This is a genomic window from Pedobacter sp. (assembly GCF_041645105.1).
Lineage (GTDB): Bacteria > Bacteroidota > Bacteroidia > Sphingobacteriales > Sphingobacteriaceae > Pedobacter.
Map to the genome: position 1 here is coordinate 134,266 of NZ_JBAZQQ010000006.1, position 17,876 is coordinate 152,141.

18 protein-coding genes are annotated in these 17,876 nt (G+C 37.9%); 9 read left to right on the forward strand and 9 right to left on the reverse strand.

The features are described 5' to 3' along the window. Positions 1-6 precede the first annotated feature (6 nt). Both WC623_RS19010 and WC623_RS19015 read left to right on the forward strand, forming a co-directional pair. Positions 7-1,362, forward strand: a complete 1,356-nt coding sequence (locus WC623_RS19010) for an FGGY-family carbohydrate kinase (RefSeq protein WP_372854040.1) — start codon at positions 7-9, stop codon at positions 1,360-1,362. Between the two features lie 18 nt (positions 1,363-1,380). Beyond that, the gene (locus WC623_RS19015; RefSeq protein WP_372854042.1) at positions 1,381-2,412 is read left to right on the forward strand and encodes a GntR family transcriptional regulator; all 1,032 of its coding nucleotides are present in this window, start codon (positions 1,381-1,383) and stop codon (positions 2,410-2,412) included. 26 nt (positions 2,413-2,438) lie between these two features. On the opposite strand, the gene WC623_RS19020 is transcribed toward WC623_RS19015, so the two are convergent. After that, on the reverse strand, positions 2,439-2,996 hold the full coding sequence (locus tag WC623_RS19020) for a 5'(3')-deoxyribonucleotidase (RefSeq protein ID WP_372854044.1): 558 nt from the start codon (positions 2,994-2,996) through the stop codon (positions 2,439-2,441). Between the two features lie 152 nt (positions 2,997-3,148). Here WC623_RS19020 and WC623_RS19025 point away from each other — a divergent pair, with 152 nt between their 5' ends. Beyond that, positions 3,149-3,898 carry a DeoR/GlpR family DNA-binding transcription regulator gene (locus WC623_RS19025; protein WP_372854046.1) on the forward strand — a complete coding sequence of 250 codons (750 nt, stop codon included), beginning with the start codon at positions 3,149-3,151 and terminating at the stop codon, positions 3,896-3,898. 90 nt (positions 3,899-3,988) lie between these two features. Here the strand turns inward: WC623_RS19025 and WC623_RS19030 are convergent, their stop codons facing one another. Further along, positions 3,989-4,684 (reverse strand): hypothetical protein, encoded by a 696-nt coding sequence (locus WC623_RS19030; protein ID WP_372854048.1) that lies wholly within the window; start codon positions 4,682-4,684, stop codon positions 3,989-3,991. Positions 4,685-4,827: 143 nt separating this feature from the next. Beyond that, on the reverse strand, positions 4,828-6,756 hold the full coding sequence (gene dxs, locus WC623_RS19035; RefSeq protein WP_372854050.1) for a 1-deoxy-D-xylulose-5-phosphate synthase: 1,929 nt from the start codon (positions 6,754-6,756) through the stop codon (positions 4,828-4,830). A 93-nt stretch (positions 6,757-6,849) separates the two neighbouring features. On the opposite strand from dxs, the gene glyA reads away from it, so the two are divergent. Further along, positions 6,850-8,121 carry a serine hydroxymethyltransferase gene (glyA, locus tag WC623_RS19040; protein ID WP_372854052.1) on the forward strand — a complete coding sequence of 424 codons (1,272 nt, stop codon included), beginning with the start codon at positions 6,850-6,852 and terminating at the stop codon, positions 8,119-8,121. 338 nt (positions 8,122-8,459) lie between these two features. Here glyA and WC623_RS19045 read toward each other — a convergent pair whose 3' ends face one another. The 6 genes from WC623_RS19045 to WC623_RS19070 all read right to left on the reverse strand — a co-directional run bounded on the left by WC623_RS19045 (position 8,460) and on the right by WC623_RS19070 (position 13,234). Continuing rightward, entirely contained in the window at positions 8,460-9,158 is a 699-nt protein-coding gene (locus tag WC623_RS19045) for a ComF family protein (RefSeq protein WP_372854054.1), read from the reverse strand. A 44-nt stretch (positions 9,159-9,202) separates the two neighbouring features. Further along, positions 9,203-10,252 (reverse strand): 23S rRNA (adenine(2503)-C(2))-methyltransferase RlmN, encoded by a 1,050-nt coding sequence (gene rlmN, locus WC623_RS19050; protein ID WP_372854056.1) that lies wholly within the window; start codon positions 10,250-10,252, stop codon positions 9,203-9,205. 61 nt (positions 10,253-10,313) lie between these two features. After that, positions 10,314-11,402 carry a 23S rRNA pseudouridine(2604) synthase RluF gene (gene rluF, locus WC623_RS19055; protein ID WP_372854058.1) on the reverse strand — a complete coding sequence of 363 codons (1,089 nt, stop codon included), beginning with the start codon at positions 11,400-11,402 and terminating at the stop codon, positions 10,314-10,316. A gap of 199 nt (positions 11,403-11,601) precedes the next feature. Then, on the reverse strand, positions 11,602-11,868 hold the full coding sequence (locus WC623_RS19060; RefSeq protein ID WP_372854060.1) for a zf-TFIIB domain-containing protein: 267 nt from the start codon (positions 11,866-11,868) through the stop codon (positions 11,602-11,604). Between the two features lie 97 nt (positions 11,869-11,965). Beyond that, positions 11,966-12,457: a DinB family protein gene (locus WC623_RS19065; RefSeq protein ID WP_372854062.1), complete on the reverse strand. Its 492-nt coding sequence runs from the start codon at positions 12,455-12,457 to the stop codon at positions 11,966-11,968. Positions 12,458-12,541: 84 nt separating this feature from the next. After that, positions 12,542-13,234 carry a helix-turn-helix transcriptional regulator gene (locus WC623_RS19070; protein ID WP_372854064.1) on the reverse strand — a complete coding sequence of 231 codons (693 nt, stop codon included), beginning with the start codon at positions 13,232-13,234 and terminating at the stop codon, positions 12,542-12,544. 123 nt (positions 13,235-13,357) lie between these two features. On the opposite strand from WC623_RS19070, the gene WC623_RS19075 reads away from it, so the two are divergent. The 5 genes from WC623_RS19075 to dut all read left to right on the forward strand — a co-directional run bounded on the left by WC623_RS19075 (position 13,358) and on the right by dut (position 17,866). Next, positions 13,358-14,620, forward strand: coding sequence for an amidohydrolase family protein (locus tag WC623_RS19075; RefSeq protein WP_372854066.1), 1,263 nt, complete (start codon positions 13,358-13,360; stop codon positions 14,618-14,620). Positions 14,621-14,641: 21 nt separating this feature from the next. Beyond that, the gene (locus tag WC623_RS19080; protein WP_372854068.1) at positions 14,642-15,595 is read left to right on the forward strand and encodes an NAD(P)H-dependent flavin oxidoreductase; all 954 of its coding nucleotides are present in this window, start codon (positions 14,642-14,644) and stop codon (positions 15,593-15,595) included. A 3-nt stretch (positions 15,596-15,598) separates the two neighbouring features. Continuing rightward, positions 15,599-15,877: an acylphosphatase gene (locus WC623_RS19085; protein WP_372854070.1), complete on the forward strand. Its 279-nt coding sequence runs from the start codon at positions 15,599-15,601 to the stop codon at positions 15,875-15,877. Next, entirely contained in the window at positions 15,878-17,359 is a 1,482-nt protein-coding gene (locus WC623_RS19090; protein ID WP_372854072.1) for a lipopolysaccharide biosynthesis protein, read from the forward strand. It abuts the gene before it with no gap. A 75-nt stretch (positions 17,360-17,434) separates the two neighbouring features. Continuing rightward, positions 17,435-17,866, forward strand: a complete 432-nt coding sequence (gene dut, locus WC623_RS19095; RefSeq protein WP_372854074.1) for a dUTP diphosphatase — start codon at positions 17,435-17,437, stop codon at positions 17,864-17,866. Positions 17,867-17,876 lie beyond the last annotated feature (10 nt).

Consider the following 17,876-nt stretch of genomic DNA (forward strand, 5'->3'; position numbering starts at 1 on the left):
GTATTAATGAAGAAACCGATTCCTGTAATCGCCGTGTTTGATGTTGGGAAAACAAATAAGAAACTGTTCCTTTTTGACGAGCAGTATAAGATTGTTTTTGAAAGATCAGCGAGGTTTTTGGAAACTGTGGATGAGGATGGTGATCCCTGTGAAAACCTGGAAAGCTTAAGGTTATCTATTTTTGATTCACTCAGAGAAGTTTTTAAAAATCAGGATTTTGAAATCAAAGCCATAAACTTTGCTACCTATGGGGCAAGCTTTGTATACATTGATGAGGATGGAAAGCCTTTAGCACCCTTGTACAATTACCTGAAGGCGTATCCGCAGTCACTTAAAGATCAGTTTTACAATACCTACGGTGGAACGGAAGAATTTTCTAACCGCACTGCATCTCCTGTTTTGGGAAGCCTGAATTCGGGGATGCAGTTGTATCGCATAAAGTATGAAAAACCGGAATTATATGCGCAGATTAAATATGCCTTGCATTTGCCACAGTATTTAAGCTATTTAATTTCTGGAGAAGCTTATTCGGATATTACCAGTATAGGTTGCCATACTAATTTATGGGATTTTACTAAAAATGAATATCATGAATGGGTTAAGAAGGAGGGGATTATAGAAAAGCTTGCACCTATAGTTGCTTGTGATAAGGTGATTCCTGCTGCCTTTCCTGGTAATAATTATGCCGTTGGACCGGGTTTTCATGATAGTTCGGCCGCATTAGTTCCTTACCTGGTTAATTTTCACGAACCTTTTATCCTGCTTTCTACTGGTACCTGGTGTATCAGTCTGAATCCTTTTAACGCTACTCCGCTTACAGCTGAAGAGCTGGAGAACGACTGTTTGTCGTACTTGCAATATGAGGGTAAGCCTGTTAAAGCATCCCGTCTTTTTTCGGGATATGAGCATGAACAACAAGTGAAGCGTATCGCTGCACACTTTGGTACGGATACTATTGCTTATCGTACTGTGCCATTTGATGCTCAGTTGATTGAGCAGATACAGCAGATGGATAAAAACAAAGTGTTTGCAGATCGTGATCTGAATGATTATCCAACGGATATTATGGCTTATCATCAATTGATATTTGACCTGGTAAACCAGCAATATGTGTCGACAAACAGAGTACTTAAAGGTACGCAGGTGAAGCGGATATTTGTAGATGGAGGTTTTAGTAAAAATGTAATATTTATGAATTTGCTGGCGGCTGCTTTTCCTGACCTGGAAGTTTTTGCCGCTTATATGGCACAAGCTACAGCTGTTGGTGCGGCATTGGCCATTCATAAATCATGGAATACCAAACCGCTTCCTAATGATATTATAGAACTAAAATATTATGCTGCCAGCGCTGTCTTGAAGTAAATTTGCTATATTAACCCAATGAAGCCGGTGAATTTTTTTGACTACATCCATGTTGATGAGTATTCATCGACACCTAAATATTTACAGTTAACTAATTCTATTCTTAGTGCTATTGAATCTGGTAAGATTCTTAAAGATGATTTGCTGCCTTCTATTAATGAGTTGAGCTATGAGCTGGATATTTCCAGAGACACGGCAGAAAAAGGCTACAAATACCTTAAGAAAATTGGAGTAGTGGGGTCTGTCCCAGGTAAAGGTTATTATATCATCAGCACAGATTTCAGACGCACACTTAAAATATTTTTACTTTTTAATAAGCTTAGTGCTCATAAGAAGATCATTTACGATGCGTTTATCAAGTCATTGGGTGATCATGTAGCCGTAGATTTTTACATCTATAACAATGACTTTAATCTCTTTAAAAAGCTAATTTCAAATGCAAGTGAAGATTATTCTCATTATGTGATTATCCCTCATTTTATGGAGGGGCATGACATGATACATGAGGTGATCAATAAAATTCCTAAAGAGAAACTTGTGATACTAGATAAACTGGTGCCAGGTGTTGTAGGTGAGTACGCCGCTGTATATGAAAACTTCGAACGTGATATTTACAATGCTCTTGAACAGGCCAGAGAGTACTTAAGTAAATATCATACCATTAAGATCATTATGCCGAAGCGTAGTTATTATCCGGTAGAGATTTTAAAAGGATTTAATCGTTTTTGCTTGCAATATGCATTTACTCCTAAAGTGGTAAATCATATCCTTACTGAAGAGATTGCAGCAGGCGAGGTGTACATTAACCTGATGGAAGATGACCTCGTTATACTTGCTGAAAGACTGATTAATCTGAACCTTAGGCTAGGTAAGGATGTAGGTGTGATCTCTTATAATGAAACTCCTTTAAAGAAGATCATTTTGAATGGGATTACCACAATTTCTACTGACTTTAGAAAGATGGGAGAGATGGCCGCAAATCTTATTCTGGAAAACTCGAAAGCGCACCAGGAGGTGCCTTTTCATTTAACCTTGCGGGCCTCTCTGTAATCTTCAACTTTATACTAAACGCTTTCTTAAGAGAGTGCGCATTGTTTTTCCTGCTCTTTTTCCATCAGGGAAAGTACTTCCGACCAGCTGTTAACACGAACATGATGATCAAAGCTAGCATTGTGACCGGCGGTAAACATAATTGGTGTTCCTTTACAATAATCCAGATTTTTGCAATGGTCATCTATCAGGTAGTCAGTCGCAATAACGCTTTTATCTCCACAGAAGATGATGTTTTTCCAGTCGATAAACGGGAAGTGTTCTGCAAGCCATTCTCTTTTTTCAAATAGTGACAGTGGGAATTCCATTGCTGCGGAAACGATATAAATCTCGTAATCTTCAGCTAATTTTTTTACTGCTTCTATTGCACCTTCCATCACTGGTAGTGTTCTGAAAAAGCCTGGTGTAAATACATATTTATGTACTGCGGTTTTGTCTGGAAAGGCATCGGACTCTTTTACATTTAGAAATATTTCAGGTCCTAATCTAACACCATAATCTTTTTCGTACAGATTTAACCAATGGCTTTCTATATCGGCCAATACGCCGTCCATATCTATTCCTATTGTTTTTTTCTTTATCATATTATAATTTTTGTTCATTTATTGCTGCTTTAATTTGCGAATTATTGCAGTTAACGCAGTGTTTATTGTATTTATTTGCAACAAATATACTATTTATTTGCATAATACTGCAATATATTTTTGTTATATTTGCATTATATTGCAGTTAAGTTATGATTAAAGCAGAAAGACAACAACAGATTATTGCTCATATAAACAAAGATCATAAAGTATTATTAGGGGACTTAAGTGTTTTGTTGAATGTATCTGAGGATACGGTAAGAAGAGACATAAAGGAGCTATCAGATCAGGGTTTGCTTAAAGCTGTCAGAGGTGGTGCTATTTTAAATTCACCCGTTCCTCTTCATTTTCGTGATCGTGAACATTATGATGTGAGTCATAAGAAGATCATTGCCGAAAAGGCCTTGAACTATATTAAGGATGGGCAGGTCATTCTTTTTGATGCGGGAACCTCTGCACTTGCTGTGGCCAGTCATATTCCAAGAGAGCGTAGAATTACGGTTGTAACGAACAGTTTTCCTATTGCTACCGTGTTGGAAGATCATCCGAATGCTGAAGTGCTTTTTATCGGTGGACGTTTAAATAAAACGGCCTTTTCTACATCTGGTCATGAAGTAATTCAGACTTTAAGTACGATTAGGCCAGATATTTGTTTTTTAGGGATTTGTAGTATTGATATCAACCTTGGAGTTACGGGTAAGGATTATGAAGATGCGCAGGTGAAAAGAAAGATGGTAGAGAATGCGAGACAAGTGATTGCACTATCTACGCTGGAGAAAATTGGTACAGCAGAGCATTATCATATTTGCAGTATTGATTCGATTGATACAATTATAACGGATACAGATCCAAATCATGAAGAGCTGGTTCCTTTTACCGAGATTGGAATAAAAATTATATAGAAAGTCATAAAAAAATCCTGCTCCATCATCATGAAGCAGGATTTTTTTAACTGTCACCTGATTAAATCAGGATTCTGTTTAGTTTTATTCTTAGAATACAAAACCAACACGTACAGCAGTGATAATGCTTGAGTCAATACCAAAGTTTTTACCAGCTGATTTGTTGGTAACTGTAGTTGTAGTACCACCAGTTGTAGTAGTTGTAGTCACTTCACCGTCTTTTGAAGACATGAAACCAAAACCAGCTTCAGCTCCTAAATATAAGCGCTTAGCGATATAGTAATCAGCACCGATTACACCACGTAGTCCGAAACCAAAAGAACCTGGACCTTTTCTTTCGAAGTGCTCATTTTCAACATAATTTCCACCTAATGTGTTTTCACGAGATTCTTTTTTAGAAGTGCTTCCGATAAGGAAATCTGCACCAACATAAGGAGATAAACGGTCAGTACCAGCAAAGTGCTTCTCAACACCTAAGTTGATCATTAATGTAGTCTCGCTGTCTTTGTTATATCCTACTTTGTTTTCATTAGGAGAACCAACAACACCATAAATGTTATCTGTATTGCTGAAATTGCTAACGTTGAAACCTGCACGGATAGCTAAATCACTTTTCACGAAGTAACGGAAACGTAATAAACCTTCGTTTAAATCGAATTCAGCATTGTTTAAACCACCTGCTAAACCGAATTCTGTAGTTACATCACCTTTTGCTGGTTTAAAATCCTGAGCTTGTGCTGCTAAACCTAAACAAGCAATGCTTAATGATAGTAATAATTTTTTCATAATTGTGTTAATTGTTAAAAAAGTGTTAATTAATTGTTTTAAAGGGGGCAAATTTACCCTTAAAACAATTAATAATGTCAAATTAATGTCATTACACGAGTTTTAATTTCTAACACGTTGATATGCTGAACAATGAAAAACTTTTATGAAGCTATAGTAGCTGTTTTTCTACCTACAGTAATTTTTTTGATTGTTTTAATAATTGCATTGGTGTCATACCCACAAAGTGCCCACAGCTCTGATTGTTCGCCATGTTCAATAAATTCATCAGGTATACCTAATCTGATTACCTGACTGTTGTAGTTATGATCTGCCATGAATTCAATTACCGCGCTACCCATTCCGCCTTGCAGACAACCATCTTCTACAGTGACTACGTATTTATAACGTTTAAATACATCATGAAGCATGGCTTCATCAATAGGCTTAACGAAACGCATATCGAAATGTGCAGGATGTATGCCTTCGCTGTTGAGTTCTTTGCAGGCTTCTACAGCAAAATTACCAACATGGCCAATGGTGAGTATAGCTACATCTTCACCGTCAGATATTTTTCTGCCTTTACCTTTTTCGATTGCTTTGAAAGGACGCTTCCAGTCGGCCATAACTCCATTACCTCTTGGGTAACGTATAGAGAATGGACCAGCATTTTCCAGTTGGGCTGTATACATCAGGTTCCGCAGTTCTTCTTCATTCATAGGCGCAGCAACCGTCATATTTGGAATGCAACGCATATAAGCAAGATCGTACGCACCATGGTGAGTAGCGCCATCTGAACCCGCAACTCCGGCACGATCTAAGCAGAATACTACGTTCAGGTTCTGTATTGCTACATCATGAATAACCTGATCATAGGCCCTTTGCATGAAACTGGAATAGATGTTACAGAAAGGAACAAGCCCTTGAGTTGCTAGTCCGGCCGAGAAAGTAACTGCATGTTGTTCTGCAATACCTACGTCGAACGCACGAGTTGGCATAGCCTTCATCATGATGTTCATTGATGAACCAGAAGGCATGGCAGGGGTGATCCCCACAATTTTTGAATTGGCCTCAGCAAGCTCAACCAGGGTATGTCCAAAAACATCCTGGTATTTTGGCGGCTGTGGTTTATCGGATACCGATCTCTTAATTTCTCCGGTAATTTTATCGAACAAACCTGGTGCATGCCATTTGGTCTGGTCTTTTTCGGCCAGGGCAAAGCCTTTGCCTTTTAAAGTTACACAGTGTAAAAGTTTAGGACCTGGAATATCTTTCAGGTCTCTGATAACTTGAGCAAGACGTTGTACATCGTGCCCATCAACTGGGCCAAAATATCTGAAATTAAGGGCTTCAAACAAATTACTTTGTTTAAGTAAGGTGCCTTTAATGCTTTTTTCAATTTTCTTAACAAACTTATGCGCATTCGGACCAAGCTCAGAAAGCTTAATCAACATTTGCGATATGTCTTCCCTGAATCGGTTATAAGATTTGGAAGTAGTGATGTTTGTTAAATATTCTTTTAATGCCCCTACATTAGGGTCGATAGACATGCAGTTATCATTCAGAATCACCAGCAAGTTTGAATTCTCGATTCCGGCATGATTTAATCCTTCAAAAGCGAGACCTGCTGTCATGGCACCATCTCCAATTACTGCAACATGCTGACGATCGGTTTCTCCTTTATAATGAGAAGCAACGGCCATACCTAATGCCGCAGAAATAGAGGTGGAAGAGTGACCAACGCCAAAGGTGTCGTACTCACTTTCACTTATTTTAGGGAATCCGCTGATTCCGTTAATAATGCGGTTTGTATGAAAAACAGACTTCCTTCCTGTTAATATTTTATGACCGTAGGCTTGATGACCCACATCCCATACGAGCTTGTCGTAAGGTGTGTTTAATACGTAATGTAAAGCAACCGTTAACTCCACAACCCCAAGGCTGGAAGAGAAGTGGCCGCCATTAACACTCACCACATCAATGATATACTGGCGAAGTTCCTGGGCTATCTGCTCTAAGTCTTGTTCTTTATACTGCTTTAAATCAGCAGGATAATTTATGTTGGGTAAAAACGGACCGTTAATATCTTCCATGCAGGCTTTATCAAATAGAAAGTACAAAGTAAGCCATTTTGTTATTAAACTAAGAAGGAAAATCGCTAATTTTACAAAAATATACTTTGATAAATGACTAGAGATACTTTAATTTTTGATTTGATTGACAAAGAATTGGACCGTCAGGAGCATGGTCTTGAACTGATTGCATCGGAAAACTTTGTCAGCAAACAGGTGATGGAAGCGGCAGGCTCATGTTTAACTAATAAATATGCTGAAGGATTGCCGGGTAAGAGATACTACGGCGGATGCCAGGTGGTTGATGAGATTGAGAGCATAGCTATTGAACGTGCTAAAAAGCTTTTTGGAGCAGAATGGGTAAACGTACAACCGCATTCAGGTGCACAAGCTAACGCTGCAGTAATGCTTGCTGTGATCCAGCCAGGAGATAAAATTCTTGGGTTTGACCTTTCACATGGTGGACACTTAACTCATGGTTCTCCAGTTAATTTTTCAGGGAAATTATATCACCCATTGTTTTATGGGGTGACCAAAGAAGATGGAAGAATCGATTATGCTAAGTTAGAGGAAGTAGCTTTAGCAGAAAAACCAAAATTGATCATTGTAGGTGCTTCCGCTTATTCGAGAGAATGGGATTATGCATTTGTACGTAGTGTTGCGGATAAGATTGGTGCATTGGTAATGGCCGATATTTCTCACCCTGCAGGTTTAATTGCTCGTGGTTTATTACAAAACCCACTTCCTCATTGCCATATTGTAACGACTACTACGCATAAAACTTTACGTGGTCCTCGTGGTGGTATGATTATGATGGGTAAAGATTTTGAAAACCCATTCGGATTAAAAACTCCTAAAGGCGAAACCAGGATGATGTCATCTGTTTTAGATATGGCAGTTTTCCCAGGTACACAGGGTGGTCCATTGGAGCATATTATCGCAGCTAAAGCAATTGCTTTTGGCGAAGCTTTAAGTGACGAGTATTTGACTTATATCAAACAAGTTCAGGTGAATGCTCAGGCAATGGCTAAGGCTTTTGTTGCAAGAGGCTATGGTATTATTTCTGGTGGTACTGATAATCACTTGATGCTGATTGATCTTCGTAACAAGAACATCACTGGTAAACTTGCTGAAAATGCATTAGAGAAAGCAGATATCACTGTTAATAAAAATATGGTTCCTTTTGATGATAAATCACCATTTGTAACTTCTGGATTCAGAGTAGGTACTGCCGCAATTACTTCAAGAGGTTTCAAAGAAACTGAGATGGAAGAAATTGTTGATTTGATTGATCAGGTTTTGACTAATGCAGAAGACGAAGCTAATTTAGCTGCTGTAAAAGAGAAAGTGATTGCTTTAGTAAGCCGCTTCCCTTTATATAAATAAGCTTCAAGAAGTTAAATATATTTTGAACACCTCTTTCTTAAAGGAAGGGGTGTTTTTTATGTGCTCTTTTTATATAATGGTTGCTATTGAAAGGAAATGTTGATGAGGAGGAAAGCTGTTTATGATGTTTTGGAGGCACAAAATCTTATTAAAAGATAAAGGGCCGATAACTCAGAGATGAGTTTATCGACCCTTAAATTAACGCTCTCAGGACAAAGGTGCAAATTATTTTTGAATTACCAAATATGGGGGTAAATATTTTTGTCATATTATTGTTTTTTTGAAAAAACAGCATTAAAGCTTCCCGGGTAAAGACGTCTTTAGCCGAATAGAGCGGCTTATTTAGTAAAGGCAATTGTTGCTATGCTTAACTTTGAAATATTCGCGGATAATAAAGTATGCCCGCATGTTTCTAAAGTTGCACCTGTAGTCATCACATCGTCTACCAATAAAATATGTTTCCCTTTAATTTCGCTATGATTTACAATTGAAAATATTTGCTGCATATTTTCGAAGCGACTATATCTTCTCTTTTTGGTTTGTGTAGCGGATCTTTTTGTGCGTAATAGACTATTTGAATTAATCGGAACTTTTAACACTGAAGCAATGCCTTCTGCTATACACATACTTTGATTGTAGCCTCTTGTAATTAATCTACTCTGGTGAAGTGGGACAGGGATGATAAGGTCTACATCCAGGAACGAAGTATTCATCTGTATTTTTTCTGCAATCATCTTTCCTAGTTTGACACCTAGGTCTTTTCTTCCCTTATATTTTAGGTGATGGACAATGTTTTGTACACGACTGCCTTTATTAAAGTAAAGTAACGACATGACTGCATTGCAGGGCAAACGACCCCAGAGTTGTCGGGCTGCTCTATTTTCTGCATGCAGGTGATGATCAGTGTAGGGCAGACGATATAAACATATGGTGCACAGTTGTGACTCATTCAAGTATAAATGAGTTCCGCATCCACAACAAAGGTCGGGAAATAACAAGCCAACCAAATCTTTTAACAAACGTTTTAACAGCATCATGCTGTCAATCTATAGTGTTTTAGTAATACGTTGGTAAAAAGAAATTAGTTTTGTTCTTTAACTGCTAATTGTCCGCAGGCAGCATCAATATCTTTACCGCGACTACGTCTGATATTTGTATTGATTCCCTGGCTCTTTAGGTAATTAGAGAAAGCGTCGATTTTATCCCCTTCGGCATTAATGAAGTCTGCAAATTGAATAGGGTTGTATTCGATTAGGTTTACTTTACATGGGATATGTTTGCAAAACTTTGCAAGTTCCATTGCGTCCTCAATCTCATCATTGAAATTGTTAAACACAATATACTCGTAAGTCACCGGGTTCTTGGTTTTTGAAAAATAGTATTTCAATGACTCGGCAAGAACCTTTAAAGTATTATGCTCATTAATAGGCATAATCTCATTACGCTTTTTATCATTCGCTGCGTGTAATGACAAGGCCAGGTTAAATTTTGCACCGTCATCAGCCAGCTTTTTAATCATCTTAGAAATACCTGCTGTTGATACCGTAATACGCTTGTACGACATGTTTAATCCATCAGGAGCAGTAATCCGCTCAATTGATTTCATTACATTGGCATAATTGAGGAGAGGCTCTCCCATACCCATATATACGATATTGGTAAGTGGGGCATTGTAGTTTTTCTTTGCCTGTTGGTCAATTAAGACTACCTGATCATAAATCTCATCGGCATTTAGATTCCGTTTACGGTCCATGTAGCCCGTTGCACAGAACTTGCAGGTTAAGCTACAGCCAACTTGCGAACTCACACAGGCCGTCATACGGTCGTCCATGGGAATCAGTACACCTTCTACTATATTACCATCATATAACCTGAAAGCATTTTTGATGGTATGGTCGTTACTAAATTGAGAACTGTTTACTTCTACAACATTGATTGCGTAATTTTCATCGAGTTTATTTCTAAGGTCTTTAGAAAGGTTGCTCATTTCTGCAAAAGAGCGTGCAGACTTTTCCCATAACCACTGGTAAACCTGTTTTGCCCTATAGGCAGGTTCCTTCATGTCAGTAAAGTGCTGTTGAAGTTGGCTAAGGTCTAATGAACGAATATCGATTTTATGTGTTGCAGACATTTAAATGCAAAGTTACCAAAAAAAGTTATACCGATTATAATCGAGAGGTAAAGCTAATCGATTATCTTTTCGGACTCTTTACTTTAGCTCCTGGAGTGCCAGACTTACCTCTGCCAGGTTTAACCGGTCTTTTACTTGGACCACCTGCTTTAAACCAGTCGCTGGTACCAGAAGCGGCACCACGTGATTTATTTGCGGCAGGGGTTTTAGCACCAAATGATTTTCCTTTTCCTCCGGCAGGGCGCTCTTCTCTTGTAGTTGAAGCAGCTGCTTTTTTTCCTGGTCTCTTACCTGGTGCAGCTTTTCCAGCGCTTCTTCCAGCTGATTTTGGTCCAGAAGATCTGCCTGGAGTTACATTTTCCATTAAGTCATCTTCAACTTGAGCTTTTGGCTTTTTATTAGTACGCTTTGGTGCAGAAGAAGCTTCCAGGGCACTTGACTTCGCGATAAGATTGTATATTTCGGTTAATTCTTCAGGGCTAAGTTCACGCCATTCTCCCATAGGAATACCTTTCAGATTTACATTCATGATACGTACACGCTCTAGTTTTGTAACTTCAAAACCAAAATGCTCACACATTCTTCTGATCTGACGGTTTAAACCTTGTATAAGTATAATTCTAAATACAAAGGTACTTTCTTGTTTAACTTTGCATTTTTTAGTCATTACTCCCAATACCGGAACACCTTTGGCCATGCCAGTAAGGAAAGATTCTGTAATGGGTTTATTTACAGTAACAACATATTCTTTTTCGTGGTTATTACCTGCGCGCAGGATTTTATTGACCAGATCTCCGTTATTGGTTAGGAAGATTAGGCCTTGTGAGTCTTTGTCTAAACGGCCGATAGGAAATACACGTTCGCTGTGGTTAACATGATCTACAATGTTTCCTTTAACACCCGCTTCAGTAGTACTGGTAATACCTACTGGTTTGTTGTAAGCGATTAAAATAGAATTCTCTACTTCCTTTGGGTCAATGGTTTGACCATTAACTGTAACTATATCGCCGAAAAATACCTTATCACCTATTTTGGCTTTTTTGCCATTGATAAACACATTTCCTTGCTCTATATATCTGTCGGCCGCTCTTCTAGAGCATAAACCGCTTTCACTTATGTATTTATTTAACCGTGTGGTAGAATCAGACATGATATGGGTATTTATTGATTTACAAAGAAAGATAAAAATAACCATTCTTTTCAGAGCCGGGCATCTTTTCTGAAAAAGAAAAGCGCCTGAGGTCTCTTCAAAGAAGGTGATTTTAATATCAAACAGGATGCAGAATTGGGCCTGATCGAGTAGGCCCAAGCTCCTTGTCTTTTAATGTTTAAATCAATTTTTCCTCGATTTAGAAATCAAAGAAATCATTTAAAAACGATTTCTTTTTTTTATGAGGATACTTTTTGTTGTAGTCATTATCATATTCCTTGTATTCATAACGCTTATAATCGTTGTCATAGTTGTCTTTTTTAGCGTAATGATTTGCAGATTGCTCAATGATTTTGTCTAGCTCTCCGCGATCTAACCATATGCCGCGGCAACTTGGACAATAATCAATTTCTACACCGCTTTTTTCGCTCATTAGTAAAGTCTCATTACAGGAAGGACATTTCATAGTTTCTCGTTATATATTAAGTAATAATTGAATCTTGTAAATAACGTTAAATGGTATGTAATAATGTATGCGTAACATAAATAATATGTTGGAATATTTAGTGCTCATCCGCGCTTGGTCCATAGCTAGCAGGAATAGGAATATTTAAAAGTCTTAGGTAAACGCCTAGTTGGGCACGGTGATGCACAATCTGATTTAAAGTCATTCGGATAATATCGGCTTTTGGCTCCGCCGTAAAAATTTGTGCCCCGTCTCTTAATGTCCAGATTTGATCCAAGACCTCTTCATAATCTTCAGTAAGATAACTACGTCCGTCTGCTAATGATTTTTCGAAATGAGCAAGCAGCTCTTCGGTTGTTTTTAAATCTTCGGGTTGATACGGACTTATTGAAAAGTCTAGTTCGTTTGTTGTTAATGCCATTGTGATCCAGGATGGCAGTTCGGCAATATGAATTCCCAATGTTTTTATGGTCATACTTTTAGAATGTGGCTGCCAGTCGAATTTATCGGTTGGTATTCTTTCCAACATTTTGCGAGTGATTACTGCTTCAGCGTCTAATTCTTTCAGGAATGTTTTGATTCTGTTCATGAGTTTGTATTTTAATTTACAATACAAAGAACGAAAGGGGTACTGACAACCCTATGGCAGTCTGTTTTTGGGTTTATAATTATTTTAATAATCCACTGGTAATAGCTTCATATATTCATTTAAAGCCATATGCGAAGATTTGCGGAAAGAAACCTCCAGATTCCGAACTTTTGCAATACGGGAAACCCTGAAATCACGATACTCGTTGCGTAGGTGACACCATGCAATAAGATGCCAGTTATAAGCATAAAATACGAGTCCGATTGCTTCAACTTCGCGTTTGCTGCTTTTATTGTTCATATCGAGGTAGTCGATCTCAATAATGTTTTTACAAGAAATCGCATTTTGCAAATCAGACAGGTGATCAAACTCTTCACTAAGCCACTCGTGATTAAGTTGAAACCCGATACTTTCATTGAGCAGCTCCAATTTTTCTTTTTGTGAATGTTTGAGAACAGCTTTAACCTTATTTAGCGCTGATGTATAATTGGTAAGTATAGATTTATCCGCAAAGCGGGAAACCAGGCGTTCCATAATTAACAAGGCATTAGCTTCGTCTGAGGAAAAAGAAACAGGTGGCAAGAAATACCCTTGAACAATATAATACCCTTTATTTTGTTCAAAACTGATTGGGACACCTTGCTCCAGCAAAGCCTTTATGTCGCGATAAACAGTTCTTGTGCTAATCTGGAATTGATCTGCTATTTTATCTGCAGAAACATATTTCTTTGTTTGTAATAGTAGGAGTATGCCAAAAAGCCGGTCTATTCGGTTCATTTTATTTGTATATGAGTAAAACCTCCTTACAAATTTAGTGCATTACAAGCTTTTTTCAATTATTTACCCCAGTTTGTATTAATTATATTCTCTGCTCCCCGCCTGACAAAAAAAACACCTTCTTTGAGGAGACCTCAGGCGCTTCTGCTTTTTCAGCAGAAGATGCCAGGCTCCGAAAAGAATGGTTATTTTTTCCTTTATTTGCGTATGGTTTCTTATATTTCAGCAACATATATATATACTGTATCTGGCCCGGTTTTAAAAAACGGAGTTCTTGCAGTTGATGCAAAGGGTATTATTAAGCACGTTTATACAGAACAGGAAGCGAAAGATCAAAAAATAGCAGACATAAAGCATTATAGGGGGGTGCTTACCCCAGGCTTTGTGAATACACATTGCCATCTTGAATTGTCAAATCTTAAAGGAATGATTCCAAAAGGAATCGGGTTGCCAGAGTTTGTAAAGTCTGTAATTAAGCTCCGTACATCGGACGAGTATGAGTTGAATCTGGAGTTATTGAAAGCTGATATTGAAATGTACGAGAATGGGATAGTAGCAGTTGGCGATATTTCTAATCAAATGGTTTCAAGGGCTTTAAAATTGACGTCTCCTGTTCATTATTTAACATTTTTAGAGGTCATGGGTTTTAATCCCGCTTCAGCTAAGGATGCTATGAAAAGAGCCAAAGAGTTTAAGGATGAGTTTGATCCTTTGCCTGTATCTATTGTACCTCATGCACCATACTCTGTGTCGGCCGATTTACTAACTGAACTTAGTGAATATGCTGAATTGAATGGAAGCCCTATCTGCATTCATAATCAGGAAACGAAAGATGAAAATGCTTTTTTTGAACGTAATGAGGGTGAATTCCTGAGTTTATTTGAATTTTTAGGGCAGGACATTTCTTTTTATAAACCATCGGGTAAGACATCACTGCAAAGTTATCTGCCACTTTTATCACCTAAAGTGAAGACCTTACTTGTTCATAATACCTATACATCAGCAGATGATGTTGATTATGCAAAAAGTATTCATCCCAATTTGTATTGGTGTCTCTGTCCGAATGCGAATTTATATATAGAGAATAATTTGCCTGATGTTAATATGTTACGTGCGGCTGATTTAAAGATTACCATTGGAACAGATAGCCTTGCGAGTAATAAATGGTTGAATATTTTGTGGGAAATAAATTTATTGCAAGAGAAGTTCGCTATACCTACAGAAGAACTGTTGACTTGGGCAACGCTTAACGGTGCAGAATTTTTAGGAATAGAAGAACGTTATGGTAGTTTGGAAGAAGGAAAGCAACCAGGTATAAATCTGATTAATTTTGAGGAGATTGATGGTCAGGTGATATTGGGGATCTTGGTGAAAAGGTTATTTTAAATTGATAGTGTTTATATCCTTATGGCAAATAAGATTACAGAATTATTTGGAATAAAGTATCCGATTGTACAAGCGGGGATGGTATGGTGTAGCGGCTGGAGATTGGCTTCGGCAGTTTCCAATGCTGGTGGTTTGGGGATTATTGGTGCTGGCTCTATGTATCCGGATGTTTTGCGCGAGCATATACGTAAATGTAAGGTAGCGACCAGCAATCCTTTTGCTGTGAATGTTCCGTTACTTTATCCCAATATTGATGAGATCATGCAGATTATAGTAGAGGAGGGAGTGCAAATTGTATTTACTTCTGCAGGAAATCCAGCTATCTGGACAGGCTTTTTAAAAGATAGAGGGATTATTGTTGTACATGTCATTGCCAATACAAAATTTGCTTCAAAAGCAGAGGGCTGTGGAGTTGATGCTATAGTTGCAGAAGGTTTTGAGGCTGGTGGCCATAATGGAAGGGAGGAAACAACAACAATGTGTTTGATTCCTATGGTGTGCAATGTGGTGAAAATACCGGTTATAGCTGCTGGGGGTATCGGTAGTGGTTCTGCAATGTTGGCTGCTTTTGCTTTGGGAGCTGATGGTGTTCAGATTGGTTCTGCTTTCGCTGTTGCTGAAGAATCTTCAGCTCATCCGCAATTTAAGGACAAGATAATAAATGCAAATGAGGGAGATACTAAGCTCAGTATGAAGAAACTGGTGCCTGTACGTTTACTTAGAAATGAGTTTGCAGATAGGATTGCAGAGGCTGAATCGGAGGGGGCTGATACAGAGCGGTTAACAAAAATATTAGGTAGAGCCCGTGCTAAATTAGGTATGTTTGAAGGTAATATGGAGCAGGGGGAGTTGGAAATAGGACAGGTTTCGGCCATGTTAAATGAGATAAAACCAGCTTCACAGATTTTAAATAAGATTTGGGAAGAGTTTTTGCGGGAGAAAGACAGGTTGTGCAATAGCACAATAAGTATATAAATAATGGAGATAAAACATTTAGATATTAAGATTACAGGGAAAGTACAAGGTGTATCTTTCAGGGCTGTTACTAAAGTGGTTGCCGATCAGATGGGAATTAGAGGAATGATCAGAAATGAGAAAGATGGCAGTGTTTACATAGAAGCGGAGGGAGATGATACGCTGCTGGAAGTTTTTATGGAATGGTGTAATGAAGGTACCGATAGGTCTAAAATTGAGAATGTAACTTCTATACCTGGTGTTGTTAAAAACTACCAGGATTTTGAGATTATTAAGAAGTAGATGTCGGCGATAAAGAAATTCCTTGGACAGACGGCTATATATGGTGTTACCACTGTAGTTTCCAGGCTATTTAATTTTATTCTTACACCTTTGTTTACAGGTGTATTTCAGCCTGGGATTTATGCGATCTTTACTAAGATGTATGCCTCGGCATCTATGATCAATGCTATTCTTGCTTTTGGTATGGAAAGCACATTTTTCAGGTACCTGAATAAACATGAGGATAAGAAACAAGAAGTTTACAACAACACGTTTTTCTGTGTAGCCCTTATTGCCACACTCTTTCTAATATCAGGCCTTATTTTTTCGTCGCCCATTGCTGCTTATTTTGCCAGTGGGCCTGATGAAATGGCTGACTATATAAAGTATGTACATTATTTTATATGGCTGCTTTTTATAGATGCGATCTGTGTAATTCCATTTGCAAAGGTTAGGGCTGATGAGCGTCCGATGCGATATAGTTTGATCAAGTTCCTGAATATTGGAAGCTTTATAGGCTTTAACTTGTTCTTTTTATTTGTTGTTCCTTTCATTATTAAATTTGGAGGAGCAATTGGAATATGGTTTGGTTCATGGTATAGGCCGGAGTGGATAGGTTATGTATTTATTTCGAATCTGATAGCGAGTGTGTTGACTTTGATTTTGCTTATTCCTGAAATAGCAAAACTTCAATTTAAGTTTGATAAGGAGCTTTTTGGTAAAATGGTTTCCTACTCATGGCCGGTTTTAGTGGCTAATCTTTCTTTTGTGGTCAATGAAAACCTGGATAAAATGATCATCAACCAATTGGGTGTGTCAGAATATAATCTAGGTGTGTATGGTGCTGTTTGTAAGATTGCAGTGTTTTTGAGTTTGTTTATTACAGCGTTTAGATTAGGTGCTGAGCCTTTCTTTTTTAGCCATGCTAAAAGTGCCAATGCCAGGCAAACTTATGCTACTATTTTAAATTACTTTGTTATCGCGCTGGCTGTTATTTTTGTTGGGCTGATCGCAAATATTGACATTCTTAAGCATTTTATTGATAGTGAATATTGGGTAGGATTAAATGCTGTTCCATTCTTACTGCTGGGTTATGTGTTCCTGGGGATTTATGTAAATCTCTCTATCTGGTATAAGTTGTCGGACCAAACTAAGTTCGGATTATATATTTCTGTAATTGGTGCTGTTACAACGATTGTTTTAAACATTCTGCTTGTGCCAAAATATGGCTATATGGGGTCTGCATGGGTTTCTATGCTTGCTTATTTTGTGATGATGCTGATCTCGTATGTTTTGGGACAAAAGCATTACCCTATACCTTATAATCTGAAAAGAATGCTTAGTTATCTGTTGGTTTCGACAGTTTTAGTCGTGCTTTCTTTTTGGGTATTTAATAGGAATATTTATATTGGTAACGCCCTGCTACTGATCTTTTTGGCAGGAGTGATTTATTTTGAAAAGGATCAATTGAAGCTTATTTTAGGAAAAACAGGAAGTAAGTAAAAAGGAATAACTTTTTAATGAATATTGTGTTTTAATATGGAGTAAGGGGTTACATTAAAATTATATAATACATAAATGAATATTAACATTATCAATAAATCGACACACGCTTTACCTCAATATGAAACTGCTCATGCTGCAGGAATGGATTTACGTGCTTTTATAGAAACTGAGATTACGATTAAACCTTTACAGCGGACGCTGGTTCCAACAGGTTTATATATAGAACTTCCAATTGGGTTTGAAGCACAGATCAGACCTCGCAGTGGTTTGGCTTATAAACATGGCATCAGTATTGTAAATTCACCTGGTACCATAGATGCAGATTACCGCGGAGAGCTTAAAGTGCTTTTGGTTAATTTATCGGATACTGATTTTGTTATAAACGATGGTGATAGGATTGCTCAGATGGTAATTTCAAAACATGAAACTGTGGAGTGGAATGCTGTTGAAGAGTTAAATGCTACGGCTCGTGGCGCTGGTGGCTATGGCCATACAGGTAAATAAAAGGTTTTGA